The organism is Variovorax paradoxus, from assembly GCF_030815975.1.
GTDB classification, from domain to species: domain Bacteria; phylum Pseudomonadota; class Gammaproteobacteria; order Burkholderiales; family Burkholderiaceae_C; genus Variovorax; species Variovorax paradoxus_N.
This window is the reverse complement of the sequence record NZ_JAUSXL010000002.1, coordinates 2,773,661-2,796,402: the sequence shown is the minus strand read 5'-3', so window position 1 is coordinate 2,796,402 and position 22,742 is coordinate 2,773,661. Positions and strand designations below refer to the sequence as shown.

The following is a 22,742-nucleotide window of genomic DNA, read 5'->3' as shown; positions in this document are numbered from 1 at the left end:
ATGATGCTGGGTTACTTTTTCTTCGCCGTGCTGGGGTTCAGACTGGTGATGCGCCCGCTCTCGGTGCCGGCGGTCTCGTCGATGACGGCGTTGATCAGCGTGGGACGGCGCGAGGCGACGGCTTCGGCCAGCGCCTTCTGCAATTCATCCGCGGTGGTGGCGTTGACGCCCACGCCGCCGAAGGCTTCCATCAGCTTGTCGTAGCGCGCGTTCTTCACGAACACGGTGGGCGCCACGTCGGGCGTGCCGCTCGCGTTCACGTCGGTGCCGCGGTAGACGCCGTTGTTGTTGAACACGACGATGCAAATGGGCAGGTTGTAGCGGCAGATGGTTTCCACCTCCATGCCGCTGAAGCCGAAGGCGCTGTCGCCTTCGATGGCGATCACCGGCTTGTCGGTAACCACCGCGGCCGCCACGGCAAAGCCCATGCCGATGCCCATGATTCCCCAGGTGCCCACGTCCAGGCGCTTGCGCGGCTCGTACATGTCGACGATGCTGCGCGCGAAGTCGAGCGTGTTGGCGCCCTCGTTCACCACGATGGCATCGGGCCGCGCCTTCACCTGGTCGCGGATCACGCTGAGCGCGCTGTGGAAGTTCATCGGCGAAGGCCGCGCGGCCAGCGTCGCGGCCATCTTCGAGAGGTTCTTGTCCTTGCGCTCGGCGATGGCGCCGGTCCATTCGGCCGGCGGCTTGGCCCACTTGCCGTCGATGCCGCCCAGCAGCGCCGCCACGCATGAGCCGATGTCGCCGATCACCGGCGCGGCAATGGCCACGTTGCTGTCGATCTCGGTCGGCGCGATGTCGATCTGGATGAACTGCTTGGCGCCCTTGTCCTCTGCCCAGGTCTTGCCCTTGCCGTGCGAGAGCAGCCAGTTCAGGCGCGCGCCGATCAGCATCACGACGTCGGCTTCCTGCAGCACGTAGGAGCGGGCGGCGGCGGCCGACTGCACGTGCGTGTCGGGCAGGAGGCCCTTGGCCATCGACATCGGCAGGTAGGGAATGCCGGTCTTCTCGACCAGCGCGCGGATGTCGGCATCGGCCTGCGCGTAGGCCGCACCCTTGCCCAGCAGGATGAGCGGCTTCTTGGCGCCCTTGAGCAGGTCGAGCGCGCGCTTCACCGCGTCGGGCGCCGGAATCTGGCGCGGCGCCGGATCGACCACCTTGATCAGCGACCGGCGGCCGGCCTCCGCATTCATGGTCTGCGCGAACAGCTTGGCCGGCAGGTCGAGGTACACGCCGCCCGGGCGGCCCGACAGCGCCGAGCGGATCGCACGGGCGATGCCCACGCCGATGTCCTCGGCACGCAGCACGCGAAACGCCGCCTTGCACAGTGGCTTGGCGATCGCGAGCTGGTCCATCTCTTCGTAGTCGCCCTGCTGCAGGTCGACGATCTCGCGCTCGCTCGAGCCGCTGATGAGAATCATCGGGAAGCAGTTGGTGGTGGCATTGGCCAGCGCCGTGAGGCCGTTCAGGAAGCCGGGAGCCGACACCGTCAGGCAGATGCCGGGCTTCTGCGTGAGAAAGCCGGCCGCAGCAGCGGCGTTGCCCGCATGCTGCTCATGGCGGAACGAGATGACCCGCAGGCCCTCTGCCTGCGCCATGCGCGTGAGGTCGGTGATGGGAATGCCCGGCAGGCCGAAGATGGTGTCGATGTCGTTCAGCTTCAGCGCATCGATGACCAGGTGGAAGCCGTCGATCGTCGTTTCGTGCGCCGGTGCTGCTTCCTCCGTGGTCTGCTTGAGCGCGAGCACGACCGCATCGCCGTCGTTGGCCCGATTCTTGGGCTTGAGGGCGTCGTCCAGGGTGGTGGATGCCTCTTTGTCCGTTCTTACTGAAGACATGTCTCTCCTTCTTGCTTGGGTGAATGGCCGAGGCCCGAGCCGGGACTATGATTCGGGGGCATGCTTTCAGGCGTTGACCTCGGTCAACTTTCCGGAAAACGGCACCGGCCAGATGAACCTGAAGTTGTTGTAGTTGCGCATTCGAGCAAGACGGGACCCATGACGCTGTTGGAAAACCACCCGGAGAAGAACATCATTCGCGCGCAGCTCCGGCAGAACATCCTTCTCAAGGACCTGAGCGAGAGCGATCGCGCCGAACTGGAAACCCATCTCGTCATCGTGGACGGCAACAAGGGCGACTTCCTGCTGCACCAGGGCGTGCGCGAGATGGAGCAGTACTTCATCCTCGACGGCATCCTCAAGCGGGTGGTGAGCAACCCGGAAGGCAAGGAAATGATCCTGCGCTTTGCCGATGCGCACGACATGGAAACCAGCTATGCGGCGCTGCGCCTGGGCACGCCCACGCCTTACGGCATCGTGTGCGTCACCAAGGCCCGCGTGGCCAGCCTGCCGCTGAAGGAGTGGATCGCGTTCCTGAACCGCCACCCCGAGACCAAGGAGCTGTTCGAGTACTGCGTGATGCGCGGCATGAGCGAGATCATGGCGCACACCATCACGCTTCACTTGCTCGACGCGCCGGGCCGCGTGCACCGCTTCATGCGCAAGCACCCCGAGCTGGAAGACCGCATTCCCAGCAAGGAACTGGCGTCGTATCTCAATCTCTCCGCAGAAACCCTGAGTCGCCTGCGCAAGCGCGGAAAGATTTAGCTCGCCTGCTCTTTTTCAGGTCTGCTTGGCCGACGCGAAGCGGCGCGGAACGGTCATCAGGCGCAACGCGTTGTCGATGCCGCTCACGCCGTCGACCCTGGACGCCACATCCTCCGTGAGCAGGCGCTCCTGGGCATCGAGCACGATGCCGCGCAGCGTGACCCTGCCCTGGTCGGCCTCGACGGTCACGCGGATGTCGGCGGTCGCATGCTCGTCCTTGAGCGCCGACTTCACCCGCGCCGCGAGCGCCATGTTGGCCAGGAGCGCGCGCGAGGCCGGTGTCTCGGCGAACTCCGGGCGCTCCACCAGCGCGCGGATCTGCGCCACGCAGCTGTTCACCGAAAGGCGGTCCGTGTTGAGCACCAGGTCGTAGAGCACCGGGTCGCCCCATGTCACACCGAACTGCGCATGCATGCGCGCCGCGTGCGCATCGTCGCTGCGCCGGATCTCGGCTTCGGCGAACTCGGCATCGTCGGTTTCCAGGTGCGCCATCAGCCATTCGACCCGCTTCTTCATCGAGCGCGTGATGCGCACGCACACCACGTGCGGCACCGGCCGCAGCAGGCAGGTCGCGCCCCAGCCGCGCAGCACCACGTTGCCGCGGTCGGCCAGCGCGAAGAGTTCCTCGGCCGTGTAGAGCGCGAGGCTGCGCCGGTCGGCCGTGAGCCGTTCGACGAAGCCGGCCTTGCCGTCGCGCAGGCGGCCGATGAAGCTGGTCGGCACCTGCATGCGGTCGGCCACGCGCTCGATCGTCTCGTGGCGCATGACCTCGAGGCCGAGCGTTTCGGCAAGCCGAAGCGATACATCCTTGGCAAGGGAACCCATCTCCTGGGTGAGTGCAATCACTGGCATGGTGTTGTTCTCCGTTCAGTCGACCGGCCGCTCGACAGCGAACTCGTCGTGCTTCTTGGGCTTGACGAGCGCCACCGCCTTGGCGATCAGCGGCCAGAACAGCAGCAAGAGTGCGAGGGTGGTGATGCCGCCGACCAGCGGGTTCGAGAACATGATCATCACGTCGCCCTGCGAAACCAGCATGGCCTGGCGGAACGAGTCTTCCGCCTTGTCGCCGAGCACCAGCGCCAGCACCAGCGGCGCCAGCGGGAAGTCGAGCTTCTTGAACAGGTAGCCCACCACGCCGAAGCCGAGCATGAACCAGATGTCGAGCATCGCGTTGTGCACCGTGTAGGCGCCAATGGCGCAGATCACGATGATCACCGGCGCAATGATCGAGAACGGAATGCGCAGGATCGAGGCGAACAGCGGCACCGTGCTCAGCACCACGATCAGGCCCACGATGTTGCCCAGGTACATGCTGGCGATCAGCCCCCAGACGAAGTCCTTCTGCTCGACGAACAGCAGCGGGCCGGGCTGCAGGCCCCAGATCAAGAGGCCGCCCAGCAGCACCGCGGCGGTGGGCGAACCCGGGATGCCGAGTGCCAGCATGGGCAGCAGCGCGCTGGTGCCGGCCGCATGCGCCGCCGTTTCGGGCGCTACCACGCCTTCCATCTGGCCGGTGCCGAACTTGGAACCGCGCTTGGACATCTTCTTGGCCAGGCCGTAGGCCATGAACGAGGCCGGCGTGGCGCCGCCGGGCGTGATGCCCATCCAGATGCCGATCAGCGAGCTGCGCAGCGAGGTCACCCAGTACTGCGGCAGCTGCTTCCAGGTCTGCAGCACCACCTTGGGATCGATCTTCGCGCTCTTGCCCGAGAACTTCAGGCCCTCTTCCATCGACAGCAGGATTTCGCCGATGCCGAACAGGCCGATCACCGCAATCAGGAAGTCGAACCCGCGCATCAGCTCCGACTGGCCGAAGGTGAGCCGCAGCTGGCCCGTGACCGTGTCCATGCCCACGCTGGCCAGCGCGAAGCCGAGCGCCATCGACGCCAGTATCTTGAACGGCGACCCCTTGCCCATGCCCACGAAGCTGCAGAAGGTCAGCAAATACACCGCAAAGAATTCGGGCGACCCGAACTTGAGCGCGAACTTGGCCACCAGCGGCGCCAGGAAGGTGATCATGATCACCGCCAGCAGCGCACCGACGAACGACGAGGTGAAGGCCGTGGTCAGCGCGGCGCCCGCATTGCCCTGCTGCGCCATCGGATAGCCGTCGAAGGTGGTGGCCACCGACCACGGCTCGCCCGGGATGTTGAACAGGATGGAGGTGATGGCTCCACCGAACAGCGCACCCCAGTAGATGCACGACAGCATGATGATCGCCGAGGTCGGCGACATCGTGAACGTGAGCGGCAGCAGGATCGCCACCCCGTTGGCGCCGCCCAACCCGGGGAGCACGCCGATCAGCACCCCCAGGATGATGCCGACGAACATCAGGCCGATGTTCATCGGCGTGAGGATTACCGAGAAGCCCTGCATCAGGGCACTGATTTCATCCATTTCGCATTTGCTCCGTGAGATTCAGTAGCCGAGAAAGCGGAGGGGATCGAGTGCGCCCTTGAACAGCGGCACCTTGAACCACACCTCGAACATGCAGAAGAACACCGTGTTGACCGCCAGCGCCGCAATGACGCTCTTCACCCACGAGTACTTGCCCAGGAACACCATGAACAGTGCGATGTAGATCGCCGATGCCACATAGAGGCCGAGCAATGAAATCGCCCCCACGTAGACCGTGGCCGGCACCAGCACCGACAGCACGCGCTTGAGCTGCACCGAGTCGACGAAGACCTCGGTCTTCCTGTTCTTGCCCAGCAATGCCTGGTACAGGATGCCGGCGCCGGAAATGGTGATGATCACGCCGATGTAGAAGGGAAAGTACCCCGCGCCAGGACCGTCGCTGGTCCAGCCGGAGCCCAGCCTCTGGCTCTCGTAGATCACCACCAGCCCTATTGCCACCAGGACCAGTGCCACCACCGCCTCGACCACATGGGTCGCTACGCCCGTGCGTGCCGGACCGTCTGCTGAATTCTCGTCGTGCTCCATGGAGTCCCCATCGTTCGTGTGTATGCCGTGAAAACCAAAATGCAGCGCTCCGCCCGCCGCCCCTGCGGGCGGCCGTCATCTCTTCAGGCAAGGAGCGCCGCGCGACGCTCGATGATTGCTACTTGTTGCTCGCCAGGAAGCCAGCTTCCGTCATCAGCGTGCGGTGCGTGGCTTCCGCTTCCGTGAGCCATTTGGTGAACGCGTCGCCGCTCATGAAGCTCGGGTTGAAAGCACCCTTCTCCATGTATTCCTTCCAGTCCGGCGTGGCGGCGATCTTGGTCAGCAGGTCCACGTAGAACGCAAGCTGGTCGGGCGTCACGCCGGCGGGCATGAAGATGCCGCGCAGCATGGTGTACTTGGTGGGAACGCCTGCTTCCTTGCAGGTGGGGATATCGTTCCACGACTGCGTCTCGGTCACCTTGGCCTTGAACGGCATGCGGTGGTCGTCGAACACGCACAGGGCGCGCAGCTTGCCCGCGCGCCACTGGGCCACCGCCTCGATCGGGTTGTTGACCGTCGATTGCACATGGCCGCCCACCAGCTGCACCGCCACCTCGCCGCCGCCCTTGAACGGCACGTAGATGAACTTGGTGCCGGTGGCCTTCTCGAGCGCCACCGTGATGATCTGGTCTTCCTGCTTGGAGCCGGTGCCGGCCATCTTGAACTTGCTCGGGCCCGCCGCCTTGGCCGCCGCAATGAACTCGGAGGCGTTCTTGTACGGCTGCTCGGCGTTGGTCCACAGCACGAACTGGTCGAGCGCCATCATCGCGACCGGTGTCATGTCCTTCCAGTTGAAGGGCACGCCGGTGGCCATGGGCGTGGTGAACAGGTTGGACAGCGAGATGATGATCTTGTGCGGATCGCCCTTGGCTTCTTTCACCGCAAGGAAGCCCTCGGCGCCCGCGCCGCCCGACTTGTTGACGACGATCAGCGGCTCCTTCATCAGCTTGTACTTGATGACGATGCCCTGCAGCAGCCGGCCCATCTGGTCGGCGCCGCCGCCGGTGCCCGCCGGAATCACGAACTCCACCGGCTTGGTGGGTTCCCATGCGAAAGCCGGCGTGGCAACCGCGAGCGCCAACATGGCCGCGGTGAAGACCTTGGCCCGACAAGCGCGGGGGCGCGAAAAGAAGTTCTTCATCATGTTGTCTCCTGTGTAAGGTGCGCTCTTTTTTTTGATCGATCTGAGCCGAGATGCGAACAGGGGCGATGGTGCGCGCAGGAAGAACTCAGCCTGCTTGACCATGGTCAACTTTTCAAAGATTTTGTCTTGGGGTTAGCCCGCGCCGAGCGACGGGCGAGCGAGGCTTTGCCCTGAGAACCGTCGAGGGGAACGGCACGCAAACGAACGCATGCAACAGCACCGATGGCGTGCACCTTTCCCTTGCATCCAGGGAGGATTCGGGTAAACCCTAGAATGGCGGTTATTTCCCGATCAACCCCATCCCAGGAGTTTCCGTATGTCTACCCTTGACCGATCGTCCGGCACGAGCGCATCCGGTGGCTTGGCTGGCGCGCTCAAGGCGCTTGCCGAAGAGGCCAGCGTGCTCGTTCAGGCCCTGCTGCGTCCGGGCAAGGTGATCGACGAAGTCGAACAGATGCGCGCGCTGCAGCTGCGCGCCAACCGCATCGAGGCCTCCGACCCGCTGCGCGCCGACGTGCTGCGCTGGCACGCCTCGCGCATCGGCCTGCGCTGAGCAGCAGCAACAGCAGGCTGCGCGGCGGCACTCCGAACTGGTAAAGTCCGGGCCGCCCTCCGTCTTCGTAGTTCAATGGATAGAACGGGGTCCTCCTAAGACTCAGATACAGGTTCGATTCCTGTCGAAGGCACCAAGAGACCGAATCACCCTGTCTCACCCAGCATCAAAACCCGCACGTTTCCCCAGCGTAGCGGGTTTTTCTTTGCCTCAGGCCGTCGCACGGCGTAGCAGGTCATCGCAGAGAAATACCAACATTTTTGTTGGTATCTCCAGAAGCTCGAAAGCCAGATACCAACAGTAAGGCGGCGATGGAACTCAACGACACCCGCGTGCGGCAACTCAAGCCCCTGGGCGCGATGAGCGGGGAGAAGTACGCGGACGGGCGCGGCCTGTACCTGCACGTCACCGCTACCGGAAAGTACTGGCGGCTGAGCTATCGTTTCGCTGGACGGCAGAAGACCCTGGCTCTCGGGGTCTACCCCGATGTCACCCTTGCCAAGGCTCGCGCTCGGCGCGACGAGGCCAGGATCCGGCTGGCCGACGGCATCGATCCCGTCGCCGCCAAGCGAGAGGACAAGGAGCGCAAGGCCGACGCCGCCGCGAACACCTTCGAGAAGGTCGCCCGCGATTGGCTCGCCAAGACGGCGAACAAGCGCGTCGCCATCACCCAGGCCAAGGTCACCAGCTGGCTCGCAGGGGGTAGGTCATCCATGACGAGGCAGACGTTCAGTGCGCAGCTGTGTCTTGACATTCGCTCTGGCACTTTGGGCACGCGCGATCAATGCATCGCCGCGCTCGAGGTGCTGGTCGAGCTGGGCGAGTGCTTCGCCCTTGCGCGCCGTCCTGCCACCCTCGCGAGATCACCAGCGCATCTTCACCCCCACGCTCGCATTGACCCCGCTCTTGATGCGTGCGTCGCCGCCAGAGCCCCACAGCTTGCCCAGCTCCGCATACACGCTCATGTTCTCGGCCAGCTGCAGCGTGGCCCCTCCTGCCAGCTCGGTGCTGGTGCCACCGGTGCGCGTGGCGATGTCCGTGAAACCGGCTGGGCCGATGAAGCGAGTGACGTCGGTACCGCTGCTGCTGCGGTAGACGTTGACCCGCACATAGGGCTGCAGCAGCCCGACGCCGGTGGCGATCTCGCCCTTCACGCGCACGCCGGCGCGTGCCAGCCAGCCGTTGTGGCTGTCCTGCTGCACGAGGGCGCCGGGGATGCCCACGTCATCCAGGCTCACCCGCTGGTGCACCAGTTGCACCTGCGGCTCGATGGTCCAGTGCTCCGCAATGGCGAACGACTGGCCCACCTCGATGGACGCCAGCAGGCTGTTGCCCTTGCCGCGGCTGGAGATGCCCAGCGTGGGCGATGCCGTGTCGCGGTGGCGGCCGGCCTGCAGCACGCCGTCGACGTACAGGCCGCCGTCGTTCTTCCAGGTGGCATAGGCGCCCAGGTACTGGCTCTTCAGGTTGTTGGTGCCCACCGCGAGGTTCGGCAGGCCGCTGGCGAAGCCGTTCACGCGCATGTCGCCCTCGAGCTCGCCAACGTACAGGCCCGCGCGCCAGTTGGGGTCGGCCCACAGGTCGGTGCCGGCCTGGAAGCCTGTGAGGCGGCCCTTGCTGGTGGGGCTCACTGTGCCGCCCTGCGAGATGGTGCGGTCGGTGCTGATGATGCGGCCCCAGGCCTGGCGATAGCCTTGCGCCGGCGTGGAAGTGTTGTTGACGCCGGCCGCAAAGTCGTCGCCCGTGCGCTGGTGCATGTTGCCGAGCATCGCCAGGCTGGACTGGCGCAACTGCTCTGGCAGCGCCGCGTACAGCGGCACTTCGGCGCGATAGGTGGGAACGAGCACGCCGCCGGTGCCGCCACCGGCCGGCGGAACGGCTGGCGGGACGGCCGGAGGAACGGCCGCGGCGGTCGAGCGCAGGTACCAGTTCTCGCCCGCGCCGCTGGCGTCGGCGGCGTACAGCCGGTACTCGTAGGCGCCCGCGTCGACATGGGCGCCGGCCAGGCTGAACGCGCTTCGGGTGGTCTGCGCGGTGGTGGTCGCGCCGTTGATGGCGCTGATCACCTCGATGCCGTTGCCCGCGGTGAGCGCGCCCAGGCCGCCCAGGTTGGTGATCTGCACGTTGGTCGTGCCGCTGGCGACGGCGGTGGCGCCGCTCAGAATGAGCCGGTCGCTCGCGCTGGCGCTGCCGCCCAGCGCGGTGCCCAGGCGCAGCGTGCCGCCGTTGCCCACCCAGGGACCGTTGACGGTCAGCGTGGTGCCGGGCACCGTGCCCACCAGCGACACGGTGCCGCTGTTGGCCATCGACGCGATGGCCTGGCTGTTGCCGGCCAAGTCGAGCGTCGCGCCCGAAGCCACGGTGAAGGCGCTGGCAGCGCTGAGGACGTTGGCAGCGCCGGCGCGCAGGGTACCCGCCGCCACGTTGGTGCCGCCCGCATGGGTGTCGGCGCCGCTCAGCGTCAGCACGCCCGCGCCGGCTTTCACGAGATTGCTGGCGCCGGAGATCGGGCCCGACCAGGCCAGGTCATGCCCATTGGTGTCGATGGTGCCCGTGCCGCCCAGCAGCAGGGCGTTGTTGACGCCAAGGCCGTCGGCGCCGGCGATCACGCTGGCGGTGGCACTCGTGCCGATGGCAATGGCGCCCGACATCGACGAGCCGGTGTTCAGCGTGAGGCTGTTGGCACCGCCGGTGAACGCGACCGCCGCGGCGCGGGTGACACCGTCGCCGCCCAGCCCGCCGGAGATCGTTCCGCCGTTGGTCAGCGCGAGGTTGGCGCCCGTCACGCCGGCGCCGCCCACGCCGTTGGCGCCGCTCGCGCCACCGTTGCTGTTGGTCCCGCCGGCACCGCCCGCCCCGCCGGTGATGGCGCCGGTGTTGGTGAGGGTCGCGCCCGCGCCGGTCGATGCGAGACCGGCCCCGCCGTCGCCGCCGCTGCCCGGTGAACCGGTGCCACCCGCGCCGCCGCCGGCCGCGCCGCCAGCGCCCCCGGCGCCGCCCACGATCGAGCCGGTGTTGCTGACGGTGACGGCAACGCCGGCCAGCGTCGCGCCGATGCCCCCTGCGCCGCCACCGCCGCCTGAGGCGTTGGTGCGGGCCCCTGGCAGCTCGGCCCCACCGACGCCGCCCGCCCCGCCCGCGAGGGTGCCGGTGTTGGTGAAGCCGAGCCCCGGGTTGGTCGCGTTGAGGTAGAACCCGCCGCCCCCGCTGCCCCCGCCGCCGGCCTGCGAGAAGGCGTCGCCACCCTTGCCGCCCGCGCCGCCAGTTGAAGACCCCGTGGCCGCGTAGTTGCCGAGCGGGCCGTTGAGGATCGCGCCGTAGCCGCCGGCGCCGCCGCCGCCGGCCGCCCAATAGCCGTTGCCGCCCGCGCCACCGCTGCCACCGGTGTAGCTGTCGGGCGAGTTGGTGACGGTGTTGGCGAGCGATGCGCCCTGGAAGCCGCCGCCGCCGCCACCGCCGTAGCCGTCGCCGGCGCCCGGGCCGCCGGTCTGCGCTTGGCCCGCGCCACCGGCGTCACCCTGGAACGCACCAGGGCCGGTGGGCGTGCTGGCGGCGCCAGCCGCGCCGCCCGTGCCCGGCGTCGCACCGCCGAAGCCGCCGATGTTGGCGTTGGCTCCCGCCGTCACGCCGCTGGGCGTCGACGATCCGCCAGCGCCGCCGAACGCATTGACCGAGGTGTCGTTGAGCCCGCCGCTGCCCCCCGCGCCGTCGCTGCCGCCGGCGCCCGCATTCAGCGTCGTATCGCCGACAGGCTGGCCGCCCGCGCCGCCGGCCGCGAGCACCGGCGCGGCACAGACAAGCAGGGCCGCCGCAGCCGCAACCGCGCGCGCGCCGCCCCCGCTGGAAGAAGAGCGCCCAGGGCCGCGCGCGATTTCCGGCGCGGCCACCCAGGTGCCGACGGTTGGACTCCAAAGGCTTCGGAAGATCTTGTTCATGGTTTTTCCCACTTGTTCTTCATTCACTGATCGGGCGGCGCCCTGTGCGGCAGCCATTGCCTGCTCCTCCACGCGACGACGATTTCGGATTTGCAAGTCCAAAATGTAAGCACGCGTGCCAAAGCTGCATGGCAGGCGAAGGGTACTCCGAGATGGGAACGATCTGCCAGGGGTTTCAACCCGAACCGCCGCGGCACCAAATTCACTCGGAGCACCTCGCGGCGCCCGCCCCTCGCGCTGCCGCACGCCGTCGAATCCGCCATCTGGCGCGGCGACGCGCTCGGCACCCCGGTCATCGAGTGCGTTGAGCTTGGTCCACTCCCCGCATGATTTCCGGAGGCGGAGGAACCTCAGGCCGTCAGAACTTCCAGTTCAGGCTTGCCTTGAAGCCATGGTCCTTGAGCCCGTTGCCGAACTGCCCCGAGTAGGAGGCCCCCAGCGTCAGGTTCGGGCGCAGCTGCATGTCCACGCCCGCCTCCACCACCGCGACGTTCTTCACCAGTGGCACGCCTGCGAGCGTGAACGGGATGCTGCCCGCGAAGGCATGCGTGCTGGTGGGCGTCGTGTCGCCGAAGGCATGGCGCCAGCCGAGCATGCCGCGCAGTCGCGTGGTGGTGCCAAGCTGGGTGCTGGCGCGCAGGCCCAGCGTCGTGAAGGCGGCATCGGCGCTGCCGCCCTCGCCGTAGAGCGCGGCCAGCCCGCCGCGCTCGAGGAAGGCGTCGCTGCGCAGCCGCACGTAGGCCAGGCGCGCGAAGGGCTCCAGCGCCACGCCTCCCGCGTCGATGCGGTGGCCCGCTTCGCCGAAGAGCTGCGTGGTGGTGCTGTCGTAGTCTGCCGAGAGGCTGTCGGCGAAGCCTGCGAAGCGGACCGAGTGGCTGGTCTCGGTCTTGTTCCAACTCTGGCTGGCACCCAGGCGCACCGAGGTGGCGCCCCACTGCGTGGCACCGTAGAGGCCCAGGTGGTGGCTGTCGGTCTTGGCGCTGCTGCTGCGCGCGTCGGTGCTGGCGCTGGTGCGGCTGTAGCCACCGAAGGCGCCCACGCGCCAGCCACCGCCTACGCCCGTGTCGGCACCGACGACGAAGCCGCCGATGTCGCGCTTGAGCTTGGCCGCGTTGCCGTCGCCGTCGACTTGGCCCCAGGAGCCGAAGACCTGGCCCCAGGCGGTGCGCGCCTGATTGTCTGCAGGTGTGCAGCCGTCTCGTTCCCTGCCCTCTTGCGTCGGCTGCGCTGGCTGCTGCTGCGGCGCGCTGCCCGGCGCGCAGCTGGCGGTGCGCAGGCGGTCGATGGCCGCCTCGCGCACGAAGCGGCTGTCTTCCAGCATGGCGCTCTTGTTGGAGGCATGGAGGTCCATCGACAGCTGGTTCAGTGCGTCGCGCGCAGCGAAGTCGCTGGGCAGGAACGCCACGGCATTGGCAAGCGCGTTGCTCTGGGGCAGGCTGTCCAGCGCCGTGGCCACGGCCGCCTGGTTGGGCGTGCCTGCCACCTCCGTGAAGCTGCGCACCTTCTCGGCACTCAGGTAGACGTTGTTGGCGTCATAGGTGTCGCGCAGCTGCACGAATGCGGTGCGGGTGTCGCCGCCCAGGCTGTAGGTGCCGGTCACGCCGCCATCGGCCTTCAGAACGGTGTATCGGTTGCCCACCACGAAGTCGCTGCTGCTGATGCGCACGACGTTGAGCTTCGCGCCACCTGTGATGCTGGCGGCGCCGCCGGCATGGATGAGGTCCGAGGCATTGGATGCCGGGTCGACTTCGACCTCGTAGGTCGAGCCGGCGGCTTGCGTGAAGTTGCCGTTGACCGTCAGCGTGCCGATCGAGTTGCCCGGGGCGATGGTGCCCGCGACCGCCAGGCTGCCGACCGTGCCCGAGCCCTGCAGGCGGCCTGCCGCGAGCACGTTGACGCTGCCGCCGAGCACGCCGTTGACCGCGAGCGTGCCGGCTTCCACCGCCGTGCTGCCGGTGAATGTGTTGCTGCCGTTCAGCACCAGCGTGCCCAGATCGGTTTTGGTCAATGCGCCCGTGCCGGCCAGCACCGAATCGATGGTGGCCGTCATGCCGGCGCCGGCGGCGGTGCCATCGCCCACGCGAATGATCGGCGTGCTGCCCGTCAGCGCAAGCGTGCCCCCCGTGAGGCGATAGCCATCGGTCGCGAACTGCAGGCCCGATGCCTCGATCTGGCCGTTGCCGTTGTCGATCGTCACCGTGCCCGGCGTGCCAGCCAGGATGGCGAATGCACCGTTGGAGTACGGCGCATTCACCGCGCCGCTGGCTTCGGTCCACCTGTCGTTGTCGGCAAGGCGCCACGTGCCGTTGCCGCCGTTGATCACACCGTTGCCCGAGGTGTTCGGGCCGTCCCAGAAGTTCAGCGTGAGACCGGTGGTGTTCACCAGGTTCACCTGCTGCGCGATCGAGGTCTGCACGAACAGGTCGCCCGCGGGAACCGTGCCAAGCGCGAGGCCGTTGTCGGTCAGGGCACCGTCGTAGCTGAACACGCGATACACGCCCGGCCCGGAGCTGCCGCCCGGCGTGATGCTGACGTTGAGCGTTCCGTCCAGCGCGAGATTGCCGTGCACCACCGTGAGATCGTTGAGGGCGCCTCCCAGCGTGCCGGCCTGGCCAAAGCGGTAGTTCAGCGTGGCGCCACTGTCCAGTGACAGGCTGCCATTGACGGTCAGTGTGCCGGGGGCACTCGCATCACCCGGGCTCAGCGTGGCGCCGTTCGCGATGGCCACGTCGCCGCCGACAGTGCCTCTGCCCCCCAGGGTGGCGCCACCCTGGACGGTGGTGCGCCCGGTCGCGCCGGACTGATCGCCGTTGACGAGCAAGGTGCCTGCCTGCACGGTCGTGGCGCCGAGGTATGCGTTGGTGCCGGTGAGCACCGTGGTACCGGCACCCGCCTGCGTGACGCTGCCGCTGCCGGAAATGGCGCCGCTGAACGTCGTGCTGTCCGAGCGGTTGAAGACCAGCGCGCCATTGTTGGCCACGTCGCCGACGATCGAACCGCCGGCTCCGCCGTCGCCCAGTTGCAGCGTGCCTGCCGTGATGGTCGTGCCGCCGCCGTAGGTGTTGGTGCCGGTCAGCACCAGCGTGCCGAGGTCCGTCTTCTGCACACCGCCCGCGCCCGTGAGCGCGGAGCCGATCGTCGCGGTCATGGCCGTACCGTCGGCCGTGCCATCGCCCACGCGCAAGATGTTCGTCGCGCCGGTCAGCGCGATCGGGTTGCCCTGGATCGTGTAGCCATCCACGGCAAACTGCATGCCGCTGCTCCTGACCGCGCCGAGGCTGTTGTCGACCGTGACGGTTCCCGGTGCGGCGGCGAAGACCGCGAAGCTGCCATCCGGGAACGGCGCGTTGACGCTGCCGTCGCCCAGCGTCCAGTTGGCGTTGCCGGTGGCGTTTTGCCAGACGCCGGTGCCACCCTGGATGACACCGTCGTTCTGGCTGCCGGGGCCGTCCCAGAAGTCCACCGGCAACCCGGCTGTGTTCACCAGGTTCACCTGGTTGTTCACCGAGGTCTGCACGTAGAAACTCGGCGAAGGCATCGTGCCGGCGACAAGACCGTTGTTGGTCAGCGTGCCGCCGTAGCTGATGACGCGGTAGATGCCGGGGTCGAACGCAGCGCCCGACGTGGTCGTGACATTCAGGGTGCCGCCCAGCGTGAGGTTGCCTGCCACCCTCGTCAGGTCGTTGTAGGCGCCGCCGATCACGTTGGCCTGGCCGAAGTTGTAGCTCAGCGTGGAGGCATTGGCCAGCGCCAGGTTTCCGTTGACGGTCAGCGTGCCCGGCACGCTGCCGAGGTTGCCCGGGCTCAGCGTGGCGCCATCGGCCACCGACACGTTGCCGCCGATCGTGCCGGCGCCGCCCAGCGTGGCGCCGGCTGCCACCGAAGTGGCTCCGGCAGCCGCCGACTGGTTGCCATTGACGATCAGCGTGCCGGCATTCACGGCGGTACTGCCGCCATAGTTGTTGTTGCCGGTCAGCACGGTGATGCCGGTGCCTTGCTGCGTGACGTCGCCGCTGCCGGAGATCGTGCCGCCGAAGTTGTACGTATCCGACCGGTTGAAGACCAGCGCGCCGTTGTTGGTGACATTGCCCGCGATGGAACCCGTGGTGCCGCCATTGCCCAGTTGCAGCGTGCCCGCCGAGATCGTGGTGCCGCCGGCGTAGGTGTTGTTCGCCGTGAGCAGCAGAGTGCCGGCATCGGTCTTGGTCAGCGCGCCGGAGCCGCCGACCTCACCGGTCAGCGTGAGGTCGTCGGTGGTCTGGAACGTGCCGCTGCCCGCATTCAGCGTGACCGCCCGCGCGGACGTGAAGGCGGCCGTGCTCTGCAGCGTGCCGCCATCGAGCGAGAGTGCGCCGCTCGCATCGCCGAGGTTGGCATCGTCGGATACCGCCACCGTGCCACCGTTGATGGACGTGCCGCCCGTATACGTGTTGCTGCCGGTGAGCGTCAGCGTGTCGCCGCCGGTCTTGGTCAAGGAGCCCGCGCCGCCGACCGTGCCGGACAGCGTGAGGTTCGCCTGCGTATCGAAGGTGCCGCCGTTGGTGCCGAGCGTGACGCCACGCGCGGACGTGAACGCAGCCGTGTTGCGCAGCGCTCCGCCACTGAGCGTGAGCCCGCCGCTGGCGTCGCCCAGGTTGGCATCGCTGGACACTTGCAGCACGCCGCCGTCGACGGTCGTGCCGCCGGTGTAGGTGTTCGTGCCACTGAGCACCAGCGTGCCGAGGTCGGATTTCTGCAACCCGCCCGCGCCAACCAGCGCGGCGCCGATGGTGGCTGTCATGCCGGCGCCAGCACCGGTGCCGTCGCCCACGCGAATGATCGAAGGCCCGCCGTTCAGCGTGAGGGGACCGCCGTTGAGGGTGTAGCCATCCACCGTGAACTGCATGCCCGACGCGCGGACCGCACCGAGGCTGTTGTCGACGGTGACGGTGCCCGCCGTGCCGCCGAAGATGGCGAAGGCGCCATCGGCAAAGGTCCCGTTGATCGCGGCCGTCTGATCGGTCCAGCTGTCGCTGCCGGCGGCGTTTTGCCACAGGCCGCTGCCGCCCTGGATGGTGCCGTCGTTCTGGTTGCCGGGGCCATCCCAGAAGTTGAGAGTGACACCGGTGCTGTTGAGCAGGTTCACCTGGTTGGCGATCGAGGTCTGCACGACGTAGCTGCCTGCCGGCGCACTGCCGATGGACAGGCCGGTGCCGCTCAGGGTGCCGTCGTAGCTCATGATGCGGTACACGCCGGGCGTGAAGCTGCCGCCAGCGGTGGGGGTGACGTTGAGCAGGCCGCCGTTCAGGGTCAGGTTGCCTGTCACATTGGTGAGGTCGTTGAGTGCGCCGCCGGGCACGTTGGCCTGGCCGAACTGGTAGTTCAGGGCCGTGCCGCTGTTCAGGGTCAGGTTGCCGTTGACAGTCAATGTGCCCACGGCGCCGGTGTTCCCCGGGCTCAGCGTGGCGCCGCTGGCAATGCTCACGTCGCCGGCGACGGTGCCAGTGCCGCCGAGCGTGGCGCCGCTCTGCACGGTGGTGGGGCCGCCGGCGCCGGCCTGGGTGCCGTTGACCAGCAGCGTGCCGGCCTGCACGGTGGTGCCCGTAGCATAGGCCTGCGCGCCGGTGAGGGTGAGCGTGCCGCTGCCCTGCTTGACGAGGGCCTCGAAGCCGGAGGTGCTGGTGCCGTCGAGCGTGCGCGCGGCGGTGTTGGTCACCTGCAGGGTGTCGACGGCGCCGATTTCGTTGCCGATGCCGGTGTCGCCATTGACGATGCCGGTGATGGTGCCGCCGTCGTTGAGCGCGAGGATGTCGTTGCCAGTGCCCAGGTTGAGCGCGCCGGCGCCGGTGTTCAGCGTGCCCGCCAGGGTGGCGGTGTCCGTTCCGGCGCCCAGGTCGCCGCTGGCGCGCAAGGTGCCGCCGGCGTTCACGTTGAGGGTGCTGGCACCGCCGTCGCCGGTGATCGCCGAGGCCGTTCCGCCGGCCGCCTGCACGGTGCCGTTCACCGTGAGGGCGGAAGTGCCGGTCATCGAGATGCCCGCCGTGACCAGGGCGCCGTTCACCTGCAGCGTGCCGGCGCTGATCGAGGTGGCGCCGGCGACCGCGTTGCCCGCGGCCGTCAGCACAGTGGTGCCGGTGCCGATCTGCGCCAGATTGCCTGCGCCCGTGATGGTGCCGTTGAAGTTGAAGGTGTCGCTGCGGTTCAGCGACAGCGTCGAGGTCGAATTGACGACGAACACATTGCCCGCGCCGGCATTGCCGCTGGTGCCGCCGTTGCCGATCGTCAGGTTGCCGTCGTTGATGACGGTGTTGCCCGTGAAGGTGTTGTTGCCGGTCAGCACCCAGTTGCCGCCGTCGTTCTTGGCCAGCGTGGTGGGCCCGCCGGGGCCGTCGATGATGGTGCCGCCCATCGTGTTGGCGCTGGTGTTGGTGCCGCCTAGCGCCAGGGTGCGGGCGCCGCTGCCGGTATAGGCGGCCGATCCGGTGTTGCTGAACACCACAGCGCCGGTACCCGAAGACTCGATGATGCTGACGCCGGTGGACAGTGTGAACAGGCGATTGGTGGTGTCGCCCGTGCCGGTATAGCGCAGGGTCGATCCGCTCCCGATCACCAGATTGGTCGCCGCGCTGGACGACTGGCCGATGCTGCTGGCCGCGCCGCCATCGCTGAGCTTGTCCACGCCGAGCACGCCGCCGCTGATGGTGGTGATCCCGGTATAGGTGCTGTTCGGATTGTTGAGGATCCAGGTGCCAGTGCCGGTTTTGGTCAGCGAGGTGGTGCCGGTGCCGTTGTTGGTGAGCTGCGCGGCCAGGCTGTTGTTGCCGGTGTTGACGCCGGTCAGTGTCAACTGGCTGGCGGTATTGGGAGCGACAAACGCAATGGCGCCAGTGTTCGTAAAGCTGACCGGACCGCTGCCCGAAGCGGCGAGCGCGCCCGTGGCGCCGAGCGTGAACAGCCGGTCGGTGCTGGTCGCGGCACCGTTGTACTGCAAGGTGCCGCCATTCAATACCAGATTGCTCGCGGCCGCGCCCGAGGCGCCGATGGAACTGTTGCTGCTGCCGTTTGCAAGGCAAGTCACGGCGAGGATGCCGGAATTGACCACGGTGGATCCCGTGTAGCTGCTGGCGCAGCCTGACAGGCTCTGGAAGGCCCCCGGCCCGCCGCTCTTGCGCACGCCGCCCGTGCCGCTGATGGCTCCGGCGTAGGTCAGGTTGCTGCCGTTGGTGATCGTCAGCGTGGCCGAGCCCAGGGTGATGTTGCCGCCGAGCGCGCCGCCCCCTTCGAGATTCAGGACCGAGTTGTTGTTGTCGGCGAGATCAAGGGTTGCGCCGGCGACGTTCAAAAAGGTCACACCGCCCGTGCCAAAGGCGGTGGTCGAGCCGGCGCGCAAAATCCCTCCCTGGACGGTCGTACCGCCGGTATAAGTATTGGTTCCGGACAGGACCAACGTACCCCCGGCACGTTTGACGAGGCCGCCTCCACCCACCACTGCTCCATTGAAGCCCAGCGTCGTGGCGGCACTGCTCACGTCGATATAACCCCAACCGCCGCTCAGATTGATACCGCGATCGATCGTGACGCTGGCGCCGGTGTATTGCAGTAGCCCGCCATTCGCCAACACCAGGTTGGACGAAGCGGCGGACGAGGCGCCGATGCCGCTGGCCAAACCGCCATTGGCCAGGCAGTCGGTGCTGATCACGCCGCCGTTGATCGTGGTGGCGCCGGCATAGGTGTTGTTGCAGCCCGTGAACGTCTGCGTGCCGCCGATGGTGCGCGTCAGCCCGCCCGTGCCGCTGATCGCCCCGGTGAATGTGCCATTGGCACCACCCATCGTCAGCATGGCCGTTCCAATATCCACAAGTCCCGCGCCGGCAAGCGCGCCCACTGTGGTGTTGAACGTGCCAAGTTGCAGGGTTCCGCCAGCGTTCACCGTCATCAGCCCTATCGTGCTGCCGAAGGCGGTGGTGGAACCCGCACGGAGCACGCCGGCGTTGACGATCGTGCCGCCCGTATAGGTGTTGGTCCCGGGCAGAACCAGCGTGCCCGCGCCTTCCTTGCGCAGAGCGCCGGCTCCGGTCGCCACACCGCTCATGGTCAGCGTGGTGGGGGCGCTGTCCACGTCGATGCCGCCGCCGGCCGCGCCGGTGCCCAGCGTGAAGCCGCGATCGGTGCTCGTCGTTGCGCCCGTGTATTCCAGATTGGCCCCGGCATTGACGACCAGGTTGGCGGGGGCGCTGCTGGCGGCACCGATGCCGCTGGCAACACCACCATCGGCGAGCGTGCCGACAGACAGCGTGCCGCCGCTGACCGTCGTCGCGCCGACATAGTCGTTGCCGGCATTGCCCAGCGTCAGCGTGCCCGCGCCGGTCTTGGTGAAACCGGCGTCGTCGGGGCTGGTGACCACTCCGTTGAAAGCCAGGTTGGCGGCGCCGCTGGTCACCTCGATCGTCCGCGACGGGCCGCCGTTGACCAGCGTGAAGCCGCGGTCAGTGGTGGCGGTGGCACCGGTGTAGCTCAGCGTGCCGTTCTCCAACACCAGGTTGGACGAAGCCGCCGACGATGCGCCGATGCTGCTCGCCGCGCCCGCGTTGGCGACGGTGTTGATGGACAGCGTGCCGCCGCTCAGCGTCGTGGCGCCGGTATAGGTGTTGGCGCCGGTCAGCGTGACCTGCGCGGTGCCGCCCTTGCTGAAACCGATGGCACCGCCGTTGTCGACAATCGTCGAGGCGATGGTGAAGTTGCTGCTGGCGCCGCCGTTCTGCAAGACACCCAGCGTGCCGCCGCCTGAGGCACCGGTCAGGTTGCCGCCCTGGATGGTCTTGGCGGTGTTGCCCACCGTGCTCGTCACGATGATGGTGCCGTCGATGGCCAGGGTCTGGCCGGGGCTCACGTTCACGGTGGAATTGGCCGCCGCGGTGTATTGCAGGCCGCCTAGCTGCTGACTGCCGGCCACCGTCCCGAAGAACGGCGTATTGATCGCACCGCCGGCGTCGCTGATGAACTCGTTGTTCAGCCAGGCGCCTGCATCGTCCTTGTTGGTGTAGTCGGTAGCGGTGAAGGCGACGATGCTGCCGCCCTGCACCTTGGCGTAGTCGCTGCCGTTGACGGTGGCCCAGCCGCCGAGCGTGCCGTCGGCGTTGGCGGTGCTGATGATGCCGTTGGCGGAGGTGCCGAAATCGACCAGGCCGCCGCCGCGGGTGATGCCGCCGAGGCTGACCGTGACAGTGCCGCCGGCACCCGGCGCCGTGCCGATCCTGTTGCTGCCGGCGGTCACGTTCAAGCCGTTGAAGGCCTGCGTGTTGGCCTCGCCCGCGGCGCCCGTCACCGTCAACGTACCGCCGCTCATGTTGAGCGTCGAGGCGCCGGAAACGATGTTGCTGGCCGGCCCGCCCGCGCCGGCGAAGTTGAGCGCCAGCGTGCCGGCACCGATGTTGGTTGCGCCGGTATAGGTGTTGGCGCCGGTCAGGGTCAGAGTGCTGAGACCGAGTTTGGTCAGGCTGCCGCTGCCGGTGATGCTGCCCGCATAGGTGGTGCTGCCCGATGCCGCGTTCAGCGTCAGGTTGCCGCTGCCCAGGTCCACGCTGCCGCCGGTGCCCGACAGCGATGCCGCGGTGATGGCGAAATCGTTGAGGTCCAGCGTGCCGCCGTTGACAGTCACTGCATTGGGCGCGCCGAAGGCCTGGTTGCTGCCGGCTTGCAAGGTGCCCGATGTCACGGTGGTGGTCCCGCTGAACGTGTTGGCCCCACTGAGCAGCCAGGCATTGCCTGCGCCGCCGTTCATGACGAGATTGCCGGCGCCGGAGATCACGCCGGACACCGTGCTGGTGCCCGCGAAGCTGCCGCCAAGCGTCAAGCCATCGGCCGGCGCGGCCGCGTTGAATGCGACCGCTCCGCTGAGTGTGAGCGCGCCCGTGCCATCGTTGAGCACGCTGCTGCCGCCGTTGATCGACAGCCCGCGATTGCTGCTGCTTCCGGAACCGGTATAGGACAGCGCGCCGTTGCTCAGCGAGATGGTCCCGGCGCCGGCACCGGTGCCCAGCGAACTGATGGTGCCCTGGTCGGCCAGCGAGTTCGCCCTTACCGTGACGTTCTGAATCGCGACCGGACCGCCAAAGATGTTGGCGCCGTTCAATGTAATGCTGCGGTTTGTCCCGCCGCCGGTGAATGTAAACGGCCGATCTGCAAGGTTGCTGCTGATGACGCCCAGCAGCGCCAGGTCGGCGGTCTGCGCGTCCAGGATGACGGATGCTAAATACCCCCCCGACGCGGTGATGTCTCCGGTGACCGTCAGCGTGCCGGTTCCCTGATTTCTCAGAATGGAGGAGTAGAGGTGGGGCGCCATACTCCAGCCGCGATTTGAGGTATCGCCGCTGCCCAGATAGATGGCGGCGGCGTTGCGGACGTACACGGCGCCATCGGTCGCCGTGGTCGCTGCCCCCAGGGCGCTCGTCTCGCCCAGATTGCGGATCGACGTGAACGACAGGTTGTAGCCGTCGGTGCCTACCCCCCCGGTGAAATTGTTGGTGTTGTCATTCAGCGTTGTGTGCGCGGCCAGCGAAAAGCCACCGGCCCCGGTGATGTGGGCCGAGCCCACGCCAGCGCCGATGCCGGCGGAGCCGGAGAGCAGCGTCACAACACGGCCAGCGCTCAGCGCGCCGGTGCTGACCAGCGTCGTGCCTGCCGACAAAGCGATGCCATTGCTGGCAGCGCCAAGCGACGAATCGCCACTGACGTTCAACCTGCCTTGGACAACATTGATGCCGCCGCTGAAGATGTTGGCACCGGTGAGGAGCAGGGTGCCCGTACCCGTCTTGGTCAGCCCTGCATTGCCAGCAAGAATCGAGTTGATGGTGGTGGCGCCATTGGTGGCGATGGTCGGCGTGGTGCCGGTGAGCGTCAGCGTGCTGCCGTTGAGCGTATAGGTGGTGCTGGCGTCGAAGGTCAGGTTGTGCGCGGTGATCGGCGCGCCCAGCGTCACCGTGCCTGAGAAGCCCCCGAAGATCGCGTTGTCACCGCCAGGCGCGGCGTTGTTCCAGGGATTGACGAAGGGCCCGCTCACCCCGTCGCTGCTGTCGCTCCAGGAACCGGGCGCCGTATTCCAGGTACCGGTGCCGCCAAGGCCCGCGGCCGTGCCGTTGACGTCCCAGTACCGGTCCGCCGCCTGCGCCGGCGCGTACAAGGCGAGCAACGCCGCCAGCGCGACCAGCCGCAAGGCCCAGGGGCTGCGCGTGCCCGCGGCAGCAGACCGCTCCATCGCATCCGCCGGGCGCGGCCGCTTGTCTGCCCCGCCGCTCTTGCCATGCTGCGTGGCCAATTCCGAGGCGACCACCCAAGCGCCCAGCGTCTTGGACCAGATAGTGCAGAACACGTGGTTCATTTGAGTTGTTCCTTCAGGGACCGACTTGAAAAGATGACTTGCGCGCCTGCGCACGAGCAGGCGAGTTCCGGGAATGCCCGGAAATGTTTGTTCTGCCTCACTGGAGGCTGGCTGCCGGGGCGTTCACGGTTCTGCCCGGTTTCGTGAGGTGGTCGAGGTTCAGCCCGCCGCTGTTCATGGGGATGGTCCTGCTGCTTGCGTC

The 22,742-nt window shown here is 67.7% G+C and carries 9 protein-coding genes, 1 tRNA gene and 1 pseudogene; 4 read left to right on the top strand and 7 right to left on the bottom strand.

Features of this window, described 5'->3' with window-relative positions:
- Positions 1–11: 11 nt before the first annotated feature.
- A complete protein-coding gene (gene oxc, locus QFZ47_RS16760) occupies positions 12–1,841 on the bottom strand; it encodes an oxalyl-CoA decarboxylase (RefSeq protein ID WP_307656691.1) in 1,830 nt (609 codons plus the stop codon).
- 159 nt (positions 1,842–2,000) lie between these two features.
- On the opposite strand from oxc, the gene QFZ47_RS16755 reads away from it, so the two are divergent.
- On the top strand, positions 2,001–2,609 hold the full coding sequence (locus QFZ47_RS16755) for a Crp/Fnr family transcriptional regulator (protein WP_021009173.1): 609 nt from the start codon (positions 2,001–2,003) through the stop codon (positions 2,607–2,609).
- A gap of 15 nt (positions 2,610–2,624) precedes the next feature.
- On the opposite strand, the gene QFZ47_RS16750 is transcribed toward QFZ47_RS16755, so the two are convergent.
- The 4 genes from QFZ47_RS16750 to QFZ47_RS16735 all read right to left on the bottom strand — a co-directional run bounded on the left by QFZ47_RS16750 (position 2,625) and on the right by QFZ47_RS16735 (position 6,696).
- Positions 2,625–3,461, bottom strand: coding sequence for a cytidylate kinase family protein (locus QFZ47_RS16750; RefSeq protein WP_307656690.1), 837 nt, complete (start codon positions 3,459–3,461; stop codon positions 2,625–2,627).
- A 15-nt stretch (positions 3,462–3,476) separates the two neighbouring features.
- Complete coding sequence (locus QFZ47_RS16745) at positions 3,477–5,006, bottom strand: tripartite tricarboxylate transporter permease (protein WP_307656689.1); 1,530 nt, start codon at positions 5,004–5,006, stop codon at positions 3,477–3,479.
- A 21-nt stretch (positions 5,007–5,027) separates the two neighbouring features.
- Entirely contained in the window at positions 5,028–5,552 is a 525-nt protein-coding gene (locus QFZ47_RS16740) for a tripartite tricarboxylate transporter TctB family protein (RefSeq protein ID WP_307656688.1), read from the bottom strand.
- A 118-nt stretch (positions 5,553–5,670) separates the two neighbouring features.
- Positions 5,671–6,696, bottom strand: coding sequence for a Bug family tripartite tricarboxylate transporter substrate binding protein (locus QFZ47_RS16735; protein ID WP_307656687.1), 1,026 nt, complete (start codon positions 6,694–6,696; stop codon positions 5,671–5,673).
- 316 nt (positions 6,697–7,012) lie between these two features.
- On the opposite strand from QFZ47_RS16735, the gene QFZ47_RS16730 reads away from it, so the two are divergent.
- The 3 genes and pseudogenes from QFZ47_RS16730 to QFZ47_RS16720 form a co-directional block, all read left to right on the top strand.
- Complete coding sequence (locus QFZ47_RS16730) at positions 7,013–7,249, top strand: hypothetical protein (RefSeq protein ID WP_307656686.1); 237 nt, start codon at positions 7,013–7,015, stop codon at positions 7,247–7,249.
- A gap of 61 nt (positions 7,250–7,310) precedes the next feature.
- Positions 7,311–7,385: transfer RNA gene (locus tag QFZ47_RS16725), tRNA-Arg, on the top strand.
- A 175-nt stretch (positions 7,386–7,560) separates the two neighbouring features.
- Positions 7,561–7,812, top strand: a pseudogene (locus QFZ47_RS16720) (Arm DNA-binding domain-containing protein); the annotation flags it as partial.
- Positions 7,813–8,112: 300 nt separating this feature from the next.
- On the opposite strand, the gene QFZ47_RS16715 reads toward QFZ47_RS16720, so the two are convergent.
- Together QFZ47_RS16715 and QFZ47_RS16710 are read right to left on the bottom strand one after the other, a co-directional pair.
- On the bottom strand, positions 8,113–11,184 hold the full coding sequence (locus QFZ47_RS16715) for an autotransporter outer membrane beta-barrel domain-containing protein (RefSeq protein WP_307656685.1): 3,072 nt from the start codon (positions 11,182–11,184) through the stop codon (positions 8,113–8,115).
- Positions 11,185–11,542: 358 nt separating this feature from the next.
- Positions 11,543–22,540, bottom strand: a complete 10,998-nt coding sequence (locus QFZ47_RS16710; protein WP_307656684.1) for an autotransporter-associated beta strand repeat-containing protein — start codon at positions 22,538–22,540, stop codon at positions 11,543–11,545.
- Positions 22,541–22,742: the final 202 nt, after the last annotated feature.

Coding starts and splice junctions, on each gene's coding strand:
- oxc (WP_307656691.1), bottom strand. CDS start 1,841: ATGTCTTCAGTAAGAACGGACAAAGAGGCATCCACCACCCTGGACGAC.
- QFZ47_RS16755 (WP_021009173.1), top strand. CDS start 2,001: ATGACGCTGTTGGAAAACCACCCGGAGAAGAACATCATTCGCGCGCAG.
- QFZ47_RS16750 (WP_307656690.1), bottom strand. CDS start 3,461: ATGCCAGTGATTGCACTCACCCAGGAGATGGGTTCCCTTGCCAAGGAT.
- QFZ47_RS16745 (WP_307656689.1), bottom strand. CDS start 5,006: ATGGATGAAATCAGTGCCCTGATGCAGGGCTTCTCGGTAATCCTCACG.
- QFZ47_RS16740 (WP_307656688.1), bottom strand. CDS start 5,552: ATGGAGCACGACGAGAATTCAGCAGACGGTCCGGCACGCACGGGCGTA.
- QFZ47_RS16735 (WP_307656687.1), bottom strand. CDS start 6,696: ATGATGAAGAACTTCTTTTCGCGCCCCCGCGCTTGTCGGGCCAAGGTC.
- QFZ47_RS16730 (WP_307656686.1), top strand. CDS start 7,013: ATGTCTACCCTTGACCGATCGTCCGGCACGAGCGCATCCGGTGGCTTG.
- QFZ47_RS16715 (WP_307656685.1), bottom strand. CDS start 11,184: ATGAACAAGATCTTCCGAAGCCTTTGGAGTCCAACCGTCGGCACCTGG.
- QFZ47_RS16710 (WP_307656684.1), bottom strand. CDS start 22,540: ATGAACCACGTGTTCTGCACTATCTGGTCCAAGACGCTGGGCGCTTGG.